The organism is uncultured Frigoribacterium sp., assembly GCF_963515265.1.
In the GTDB taxonomy this organism is placed as follows: domain Bacteria; phylum Actinomycetota; class Actinomycetes; order Actinomycetales; family Microbacteriaceae; genus Frigoribacterium.
Genome location: NZ_CAUPYL010000094.1, coordinates 1 through 9653 on the forward strand (window position 1 = coordinate 1; position 9653 = coordinate 9653).

General features: G+C 73.1%; 10 protein-coding genes. 3 read left to right on the forward strand and 7 right to left on the reverse strand.

The features are described 5' to 3' along the window. From RWM17_RS08970 to RWM17_RS08980, 3 genes are all read right to left on the reverse strand, one after another. A partial coding sequence (locus tag RWM17_RS08970) for an alcohol dehydrogenase catalytic domain-containing protein (RefSeq protein ID WP_314102862.1) occupies positions 1 to 526 on the reverse strand: 526 nt, incomplete at its 3' end. Between the two features lie 54 nt (positions 527 to 580). Then, a complete protein-coding gene (locus tag RWM17_RS08975) occupies positions 581 to 1351 on the reverse strand; it encodes an SDR family oxidoreductase (RefSeq protein WP_314102864.1) in 771 nt (256 codons plus the stop codon). A gap of 37 nt (positions 1352 to 1388) precedes the next feature. After that, positions 1389 to 2780, reverse strand: coding sequence for a GntP family permease (locus RWM17_RS08980; RefSeq protein ID WP_123548405.1), 1392 nt, complete (start codon positions 2778 to 2780; stop codon positions 1389 to 1391). A 154-nt stretch (positions 2781 to 2934) separates the two neighbouring features. Here RWM17_RS08980 and RWM17_RS08985 point away from each other — a divergent pair, with 154 nt between their 5' ends. Both RWM17_RS08985 and dcd read left to right on the forward strand, forming a co-directional pair. Beyond that, on the forward strand, positions 2935 to 3672 hold the full coding sequence (locus RWM17_RS08985; protein ID WP_314102867.1) for an FCD domain-containing protein: 738 nt from the start codon (positions 2935 to 2937) through the stop codon (positions 3670 to 3672). 9 nt (positions 3673 to 3681) lie between these two features. Beyond that, positions 3682 to 4269 (forward strand): dCTP deaminase, encoded by a 588-nt coding sequence (dcd, locus tag RWM17_RS08990; protein ID WP_123548404.1) that lies wholly within the window; start codon positions 3682 to 3684, stop codon positions 4267 to 4269. Positions 4270 to 4338: 69 nt separating this feature from the next. On the opposite strand, the gene aroC is transcribed toward dcd, so the two are convergent. Both aroC and RWM17_RS09000 read right to left on the reverse strand, forming a co-directional pair. Continuing rightward, positions 4339 to 5424, reverse strand: a complete 1086-nt coding sequence (aroC, locus tag RWM17_RS08995; RefSeq protein WP_314102871.1) for a chorismate synthase — start codon at positions 5422 to 5424, stop codon at positions 4339 to 4341. Positions 5425 to 5732: 308 nt separating this feature from the next. Next, the gene (locus RWM17_RS09000; protein ID WP_314102874.1) at positions 5733 to 6752 is read right to left on the reverse strand and encodes a helix-turn-helix transcriptional regulator; all 1020 of its coding nucleotides are present in this window, start codon (positions 6750 to 6752) and stop codon (positions 5733 to 5735) included. 227 nt (positions 6753 to 6979) lie between these two features. On the opposite strand from RWM17_RS09000, the gene RWM17_RS09005 reads away from it, so the two are divergent. Continuing rightward, positions 6980 to 8017 carry an aldo/keto reductase gene (locus tag RWM17_RS09005; protein ID WP_314102877.1) on the forward strand — a complete coding sequence of 346 codons (1038 nt, stop codon included), beginning with the start codon at positions 6980 to 6982 and terminating at the stop codon, positions 8015 to 8017. A gap of 104 nt (positions 8018 to 8121) precedes the next feature. On the opposite strand, the gene RWM17_RS09010 is transcribed toward RWM17_RS09005, so the two are convergent. Together RWM17_RS09010 and RWM17_RS09015 are read right to left on the reverse strand one after the other, a co-directional pair. Next, positions 8122 to 8985 carry a tryptophan-rich sensory protein gene (locus RWM17_RS09010; protein WP_314102880.1) on the reverse strand — a complete coding sequence of 288 codons (864 nt, stop codon included), beginning with the start codon at positions 8983 to 8985 and terminating at the stop codon, positions 8122 to 8124. Between the two features lie 74 nt (positions 8986 to 9059). Next, the coding region (locus tag RWM17_RS09015; protein ID WP_314102883.1) for an HAD-IC family P-type ATPase at positions 9060 to 9653 on the reverse strand (594 nt) is incomplete at its 5' end.

Consider the following 9653-nt stretch of genomic DNA (forward strand, 5'->3'; position numbering starts at 1 on the left):
GGCCGGCCCCGGAGACGAGCACCCGGGCGCCCCGGACGTCGCCGACCCGGCTGACGGCGTGCAGGGCGACGGCGAGCGGCTCGGCCAGGGCCGCGCGCTCGAGCGGCAGGGTGTCGGGCAGCGCACGGAGCATGCCCGCGTCGACCACGAGGTACTCGCTGAGGGCGCCCTGCGTGTGCGGGTGCGTCGAGGCGCTGCCGAGGTAGGAGCCGCCCGGCCAGAGGTGGGGCGCGTCCTCGGTGCCCTCGGTCGGGGTGCCGAACCGGGCAGGGTGCACGGTGACGGGCGTGCCGGGGGCCCACTGACCGCTCGGGTCGAGGTCGATGCGCCCCGACAGCTCGTGGCCGGGGGCGAGGGGCTCCTCGACGACGAAGGCCCCGTTGGCGCCCTCGAAGTAGTAGTGCAGGTCGGAGCCGCAGATGCCGACGAAGTCGACGCGGATCCGCACCTCGCCCTCGCCGGGCTCGGGCGTCGGGACCTCGCGCTCCGTCAGGACGGTCGCGGAGTCGATCTGGATGGTCTTCACGGTCGTTCTCCTCTGTGGGCGGGTCGGTCCTGCGTGCTCGTCGGACGACGCACGTCAGACGACGCTCGTCATGCCGCCGTCGACGAAGATGTTCTGCCCCGAGACGAAGTCGCTCGCGCTCGAGGCGAGGTAGATGAGCGTCCCCGTGAGCTCCTCGACGCGGCCCCAGCGCTGAGCCGGGGTGCGCTGGCGGAGCCACGCGTCGAAGTCCTCGTCCTGCCAGAGCGCGGTGTTCATCTCGGTCGCGAAGTAGCCGGGCGAGAGGGTGTTCACCTGCACGCCGTGCCGCGCCACGTCGGCGGCCATGCCGCGGCTCAGCTGCGCGACGCCGCCCTTGGTCGCCGAGTACGGCGCGATGGTCTGCCGAGCCAGCATCGACTGGACGCTCGCGACGTTCACGATCTTGCCCGAGCCGCGCTCGACCATGCCGGGCGCGACGAAGCGCGAGACGTAGAAGACGCTCGACAGGTTCGTCGCGACGACCGCGTCCCAGTCCTCGACGGGGAACTCGGTGAACGGCGCCCGCTTCTGCACCCCCGCGTTGTTGACCAGGACGTCGGGGACGCCGTGCTCGGCCACCAGGTCGGCGACCGCCGCCTCGACGGCAGCAGCGTCCGTCACGTCGAAGACCGTCGTCGCGGGCCGCGTCCCCGTGGCGGCCTCGAGGGCGTCCTGGGCCTCGCGCAGCGCCTCGGCGTCCCGGCCGTGCACGATCACCTCGGCCCCCGCCTCCGCCAGCGCCAGGGCGAACGAGCGGCCGAGGCCCCGGGAGGAGCCGGTCACGAGGGCGAGCCGGCCGGTGAGGTCGAACAGGGACGAGGTCATGGTTCTCCTTGGTGGTTCCGGGCGGTCCGGGCGGTCGTCAGACCAGCGAGCCGACGGCGAAGACGAGCAGCGCCGCGGCGAAGCCGAGCACGGACTCGACGCCCTGCTGGACGGTCCACACGCGCAGGGTGGTCTTCACGTCCATGCCCATCAGCCGGCCGACGAGCCAGAAGCCCGAGTCGTTGACGTGGCCGGCGAAGACCGATCCGGCGGCCGTGGCGAGCACGACGGCGGCGAGCTGGACGGCGTTGAGGTCGGCCAGCGCGACGGCCGGGGCGACGAGGCCCGCGGCGGTCACGAGGGCGACGGTCGCCGAGCCCTGGGCGAGGCGGAGGATCGCGGCGATGATCCACGCCGCGACGATGACGGGCAGTCCGAGGTCGCCCAGCACGTCGGCGAGCGCGTCGCCGATGCCCGAGGCGCGGAGCACGCCGCCGAACATGCCGCCGGCGCCGGTGATGAGCACGACCGAGCAGATGGGGCCGAGCGCGCTGTCGAGCACCTTCTCGAGCGCGCTGCCGCCGACGCCGCGGGCCCGGCCGAGCACGACGGCCGCGACGAGGACCGAGATGAGCAGCGCGATGCCGCTGGTGCCGATCAGGACGAGTGCCTGCACCCAGGTGGCGTCGGGGTCGACGACCCCGACGGAGCCGAGCGAGCTGAGCCCGGTGTTCAGGAGGATCAGGACGAGCGGGACGGCGAGGACGGCCATGACCGTGCCGGCCTTGGGCGGGTTCGCGGCGTGGACGTCGTCCTTCTCGCTGCCGAAGAGCGACAGCACGGGCAGCGGGATGCGCTTGTTGACGTACTTGGCCCACAGGTAGCCCGAGACGTACCAGACGGGGAAGACGATGACGAGGCCGGCCACGAGGACGATGCCGAGGTCGGCGCCGAGCAGCTCGGTCGCCGAGACCGGGCCGGGGTGCGGCGGCAGGAACACGTGCATGACCGAGAAGGCCGCGGCGGAGCTGATGCCGTAGAGCAGCAGCGACTTGCCGCCCATGCGGCGGGCCACGGCGAAGACGATCGGCAGCATGACGATCAGGCCGGCGTCGAAGAAGATCGGGAAGCCCATGATCAGCGAGGCGAGGCCGAGGGCGAACGGCGCGCGCTTCTCGCCGAAGACGTCGACCATGCGGTCGGCGAGCACCCGGGCGCCGCCCGACGACTCGACGAGCCGCCCGAGCATGGCCCCGAGCCCGACGAGCAGCGCGACGGAGCCGAGGGTGCTGCCGAAGCTCGTGACGAGCAGGTCGGCGATGGCGCCCGTGGGGATGCCCGTCGCGAGGGCGGTGAGCGCCGCGACGATGACGAGGGTGAGGAACGCGTGCAGCTTGAACTTGATGACGAGCACCAGGATCAAGGCGATCGCCCCCGCGGCGATCGCGAGCAGCGGAGCCGCCCCCAGGGTCTGAGTCCAGTCGTCCATGTCGATCTTCTCCGTTGAATACCGTGGGCTGCGCCCGTCGAGTCCGCGGTCGAGGCGCACAGGAGGTGCGCGACCGCGGTGAAGGCCAGGGTGCCATCAAAGGTAGTACTTTTCAAGTCGTGCCGAGCTCTCGGCCTACGACAGGATGACCCTCATGACATCTCGCCCCGGGGCCGAGGGGACGCACGCCCGGCTCGTGCACGCCCTCGGCGGCCGCATCGCCTCGGGCGACCTCCCCCCGGGCACCGTGCTCACCCTCGCCGCGCTCGAGCTCGAGTTCGGGGCTTCGCGGACCGCCGTGCGCGAGGCGGTGCGCGTCCTCGAGTCGCTCGACCTGATCCGGTCGCGCCGACGGGTGGGGATGACCGTGCAGCCGCGGGAGTCGTGGCGGGTGCTCGACGCGCAGCTCATCCGCTGGACCCTGGCCGGCCCGCTGCGGCAGCGTCACCTCGTCGAGCTGATGGAGCTGCGCGCCGCGCTCGAGCCGGTCGCCGCCCGGCTCGCGGCCCGGAACGCCACGGACGACCAGCGCGCGGGCCTCGTGCGCCTCGCCTCCGAGCTCGACGACCTCGGCCGGGCCGGGCAGGGCGACTCGTCCGAGTACCTCGCGATCGACGTCGCGTTCCACTCGCTGCTGCTCACGGCCAGCGGCAACCTCCTCTACGCCGAGCTCGCCGCCCCGGTCCGCGAGATCCTGGAGGGGCGCGCCGACCTCGGCCTCACGCCGGCCGTCCCCTGGCCGGGCACCCTCGACGCCCACGTCGCGGCCGCGCGCGCGGTCGCCGACGGCGACGGCGACGCGGCCGAGCACCAGGTGCGCACCCACATCGCCATCGTCAGCCACGAGGTGCAGGAGGCGCCGGGCAGCGAGGCGGACCGGGCGGCTGACTAGGCTGACCGCGTGCTGCTCTCCGACCACGACATCAAGCTCGAGCTCGACGCCGGGCGCATCGGCCTCGACCCGTACGACTCGTCGCTGATCCAGCCGTCGAGCATCGACGTGCGGCTCGACCGCCTGTTCCGGCTGTTCGACAACCACAAGTACCCGTTCATCGACCCGGCCGCCGAGCAGCCCGAGCTGACGCGCCTCGTCGAGACGCCGGCCGACGAGCCGTTCATCCTGCACCCGGGCGAGTTCGTCCTCGGCAGCACGTACGAGCGCGTCACGCTGCCCGACGACGTCGCCGCCCGCCTCGAGGGCAAGAGCTCGCTCGGCCGCCTCGGCCTGCTGACGCACTCCACGGCCGGCTTCATCGACCCCGGCTTCACCGGGCACGTCACCCTCGAGCTCTCGAACGTCGCGACGCTGCCGATCAAGCTCTGGCCGGGCATGAAGATCGGGCAGCTCTGCTTCTTCCGCCTCAGCTCGCCGGCCGACCACCCGTACGGCTCGGGCGAGTACGGCTCGCGGTACCAGGGCCAGCGCGGGCCGACCGCGAGCCGCTCGGCGACGAACTTCGTCCACACGGACGTGTCCGCGCGCGACTGAGCCCCGGAGGGCTCGGCCCTGCAGGAGGTGCGGCTCGGCTGAGCAGGGCGCTCGGCCGAGCTGCCCCGATCAGGCCCCCGGGGGCGTGAATGGCACGGGCCCGATCTGGGCCCGGAACGCGAGCACGTGGTCCATCACGACCAGGGCGAGCATCGCCTCCACGATCGGCGTCGCACGGATGCCCACGCACGGGTCGTGCCGTCCGAAGGTCTCGACGCTCGTCTCGTTCCCCTCGCGGTCGATCGAGCGCTGGGGGGTGCGGATCGAGCTCGTCGGCTTGATCGCGACGGAGACCCTGAGGTCCTGCCCGGTCGAGATCCCGCCGAGCACGCCGCCCGCGTCGTTGGTCTCGAAGCCGTCGGCGGTCAGGGCGTCGCCGTGCTCGCTGCCGCGCTGCGAGACGCTGTCGAAGCCCGCGCCGATCTCGACGCCCTTGACGGCGTTGATGCCCATCATCGCGGCGGCGATGTCCGCGTCGAGCTTCGAGAACAGGGGCTCGCCGAGGCCCGCGGGCACGTTCCGGGCGACGACGTCGATGCGCGCGCCGCACGAGTCGCCGGCGCGGCGCAGCTCGTCCATGCGCTCCTCGAGCCGCGGCACGATCGCCGCGTCGGGGGCGAAGAACGGGTTCTGCGAGATCTGCGACTCGTCGGTGAAGGGGACGGCGATGTCGTCGAGCTGGCTCATCCAGCCGGTGAACGAGATGCCGCCCTGCTCCTGCAGCCACTTGCGCGCGACGGCGCCGGCGGCGACCATCGGCGCGGTGAGCCGGGCGGAGGAGCGGCCGCCGCCACGAGGATCGCGCACGCCGTACTTGCGCCAGTACGTGTAGTCGGCGTGGCCGGGGCGGAACGTGTCGAGGATGTTGCCGTAGTCCTTGCTGCGCTGGTCGACGTTCCGGATCATGAGGGCGATCGGCGTGCCCGTCGTCACGCCCTCGTAGACGCCGGACAGGATCTCGACGGCGTCGGGCTCCCTGCGCTGCGTGACGTGGCGCGAGGTGCCCGGGCGGCGGCGGTCGAGCTCCCCCTGGATGTCGGCCTCGGTCAGGGCGAGGCCCGGAGGGCACCCGTCGATGACGCAGCCGATGGCGACGCCGTGCGACTCGCCGAAGTTCGTGACGCGGAAGAGTTCACCGAAGGTGCTGCCAGACATGGGACGACCTTACGGCCCGCGGGCTCGGAGAGCGGAACGAGAAGGGGGTGCGGGTGGGGACCCGACGCCCTCACCCGCACCCCTCGCAGCCGCGACCGGGACCCGACGTCCCTGCGCTTGCCGCGTGTACGACTCGCGATCCTGAACCCAAATCGCGAGGCCCCCTCATTCTGCGATGGATCTCCCCCTCCTGGCCACCAGGTGGTCACGAAACGAAGGCAGAGGACACGGAGCGAAGGAGGCGCCGGATCGGGATCGCGACGGCCGCCTCCCCCGGGGGCCGGCAGCCAGGGGCTGGGGGCCGGGCCTCAGGACTCGAGGGTCTCGCGGGGAGCCCGGCCGAACTGCGTCGAGTAGAGCGCGGCGAACCGGCCGGGGTTGGCGAAGCCCCAGCTCAGCGCGATGCCGGCCACCGTGTGCCCGAGGGTCGGGTCGCCGAGCATGAGGTCGGCATGCGCACCGCGCAGGCGAGCCGCGCGCAGGGCCGCCATCGGGGTCGTGTCGAGGTGGCGACGGAACGCCAGCTGCAGCCCCCTCGGGGTCAGGCGGGCCGCCTCCGCGATCTCGACGATCCCGATGTCGTCGTGCGCGTGCTCCTCGACGAAGGCGAGCGCTCGACGGACGGTGGACGGCAGGGCACGCGCGTCGGAGGACCGGCCCGTCCCCACCACGTTCGTGTCGTAGGCCTCGACGAACGCCGTCACGAGCGAGCGGAACGCGGCCGACCGCACCAGCGGGCTCGCCATCGCGGCGTCGTTCGAGAGCACGCCGTCGAGCACGTGCCGGGTCGTGCTGCCCCAGTGCTCGCCCAGGGCCTCCGAGACGGGCTCCATCGCGAGGGTCTGCAGGCCCTCGGGCGGCGTCGCCAGCGACAGCCCGGCGAGCTCGCGCTCGACGGCGGCCCGGTCGAGCATGACCTGGCCGAGGTGCATGTCGTCCCAGCGGTGCTCCTTGACCCGGTCGCTCGGGAACACGAAGCGGTCGCCCGTCTGTGCCCGCAGGTCGGCCCTGCCGTCCGCGAGGCCGTAGCGGCCGCCCAGGACGCGGCTGATGCAGAAGAACTCGGGCAGCGGCTCGCTGACGGCGTGCAGCCGTCCCCGGTAGTGGATCTGGCCCATCGCGAACCGGTCGTCGCCGGAGACGACCCGGCCGAAGCTGAAGTCGGGGCCGGCCTCGGGAGTGAGGTCGCGGAGACGGTAGATGCGGCTGATGATGGAGTGCGCGACCGCGGGGTCTGCGGTCTCGACGCCGCGCACCCGAGGGTCGTCGAAGTCCGGGCGACGGGAGCCCGCGCGGGTCCAGGCCATGGGCGTCGCAGGACTGGCCATGCGCCCCTCCAGGCGGTGCGACGGAGCACGAGGGTGCTCTCGTGGGCGACGAGGCCGGTGGTCGACGCACCTCGCACGCATCGGCCTGATCCACCGATTCCCGTGATGGTACCTCTCAGGCCTGACTCGGGCGACTCTCACCCGACCGCCTGGTATCGAGCGTCTCCCGGGTGCCGGGCCGACGCCTCCTCGGGCACGGCCACGAGCTCGCGGCGTAGCGTCGGGGCATGGACTACAGGACCCTCGGGAACAGCGGTGCCTCCGTGTCGGAGCTGACACTGGGCACCATGACGTTCGGCGCAGAAGCCGACGAGACCACCTCTCACCAGATCCTCGACGCGTTCGTCGCGGCCGGCGGCACGCTCGTCGACACCGCCGACGTGTACACGGCGGGGACCTCGGAGGAGATCATCGGGCGCTGGCTCGCCTCGCACCCCACGGAGGCGGCGCAGGTCGTGCTCGCGACGAAGGGGCGGTTCCCGATGGGGGACGGCCCCAACGACGTCGGCCTCTCGCGCCGGCACCTCACGACCGCGCTCGACGCCTCGCTCAGCCGGCTCGGCGTGGAGCACGTCGACCTCTACCAGATGCACGCCTGGGACGCCTTCACGCCGATCGACGAGACCCTGAGGTTCCTCGACGACGCGATCACCGCGGGCAAGATCGGCTACTACGGCTTCTCGAACTACCTGGGCTGGCAGCTGACGAAGGCCGTCGCCCGTGCGCAGGCGCTCGGCTTCGCGCCGCCCGTCACGCTGCAGCCGCAGTACAACCTGCTCGTCCGCGACATCGAGCACGAGATCGTGCCGGCCTCGCTCGACGCCGGCATCGGCCTGCTGCCCTGGTCGCCCCTCGCCGGCGGCTGGCTGAGCGGCAAGTACCGCCGCGACGAGGCACCCACGGGTGCGACCCGCCTGGGCGAGGACCCGAAGCGGGGCATGGAGGCGTGGGAGGCGCGCAACGGCGACGAGCGGACCTGGTCGGCCATCGAGGCCGTCGCGTCCGTCGCGGACGCGCACGGCGCCTCCTCGTCGCAGGTCTCGCTCGCGTGGCTGCTCCGGCAGCCCGCCGTGACCTCGGTGATCCTGGGCGCGCGCACGGTCGCTCAGCTCGACGACAACCTCGGCGCGTCCGACCTCGCGAAGCTGCTCACCGACGACGAGCTGGCCCGCCTCGACGCGTCGAGCAGCCCGCGCGTCGACGACTACCCGTACGGGACCGCCGGCGTCGCGCAGCGCGACCGCAAGCTGACCGGCGGCCGCTGAGCCTCAGCCCTCGCCCGACCCCGCGCGCCGCAGGGCGACGCGAAAGCGACGAACCGACGTGGAAGATCACGTCGGTTCGTCGCTTCGACGTGGGGACGGGCCCGCTAGGAGGCGCGCAGCGGCTCCCCGGGGACGCGGGCCGAGCCGCTCCGCTCGGCGCGCACCCGCAGCACGAGCACGACGACCAGCACGACGGCGGCGGCGACCAGCGCGGTGACCCCCGCGGCGGTGTCGAGCGGCTGCCCCGAGAAGCGGCCGACGGCGACCCACGCCAGGCCCCAGACCAGCGAGAGCATCGGGGCGATCCGCCCGCGTCCGACGACGGCGACCGCGACGCCCGACAGCCCGGCGACCGCGAGGACGATCGTCGACCAGAGGCCGCTCGGCAGCCCGAAGCCGTCGAAGCCCGACTCGACGAGGGCGGCGGCGATGTTGGCGGCCGTCGCGACCGACACCCAGCCGAGGTAGAGGCCCATGGTGCCGTCCGTGACGACGGCGTCGACCCGACTGCGGGTGGGCGTGTGCACGACGAGCAGGAAGATCCGGACCAGGACGGCGAGCAGCGCGACGATCACGACGACGCTGAGCCAGACCTGGCCGAGCTGCACGGCGGCGAACAGCCAGGCCGCGTTCAGCAGCATGGAGGCGGCGACCCAGTACCCGAGGCGACGGTGGCGGTCGACGGCCCGCTGGCCGGGCAGTGCCTGGTAGACGGCGTAGGCGACGAGGCCGGCGTAGATGACCGACCAGATCGAGAAGGCCGTCGTCGCCGGGGCGATGGGCGTCGCGTCGGCGCTGAGCGCGCCGCCCGAGGCTCCCGACACGGAGGTGCCGCCGAAGGCCCCGGAGCCGATCGCGGCCAGGACGATCGCGAGCACGGCGCCCACGACGACGACGACCTGGCGGACGACGTCGGCGGACGCCGGAGGTGCGGTGGCGGAGGCGGGACGGGTCGCTGCTGTGCTCATGCCGCCGACGCTATCCCCGCCTGATCTCTTAGCAACTGAATCATCAGCGATCTCCCAGCCCGCGCCTCCTGCGCTCAGGCGGCGGGGCGCCAGCGGCGGAGGAGCTGCGCGTTCAGCGCCACGATGACCGTCGACAGGCTCATGAGCACGGCCCCGGCGGCCGGCGACAGCACGAAGCCGATCGGCGCGAGCACGCCCGCGGCCAACGGCACCGAGAGCACGTTGTAGCCCGCGCCCCAGACCAGGTTCTGGATCATCTTGCGATAGCCGACCCGCGACAGCGAGATCACCGAGAGCACCGCGCGCGGGTCGCTCGACGCCAGCACGACGCCCGCCGACTCGACGGCGACGTCGGTGCCCGCGCCGATCGCGATCCCCACGTCGGCCCGGGCCAGCGCGGGAGCGTCGTTGACGCCGTCGCCCACCATCGCCACGCGCTGGCCGCGCTGCTGCAGCTCGGCGACGCGGGCGTCCTTCTCGTCCGGGCGCACCTCGGCGAAGACCTCGTCGATGCCGAGCTCGCGCGCGACGGAGTCCGCGACCTGCCGGGCGTCGCCCGTCACCATCGCGACGCGCACCCCGGCGTCGTGCAGCCGGCGCACCGCCTCGGCCGACTCGGGCCGGACCTCGTCGCGCAGCGCGAAGGCCGCCACGACGCTGCCCGAGCG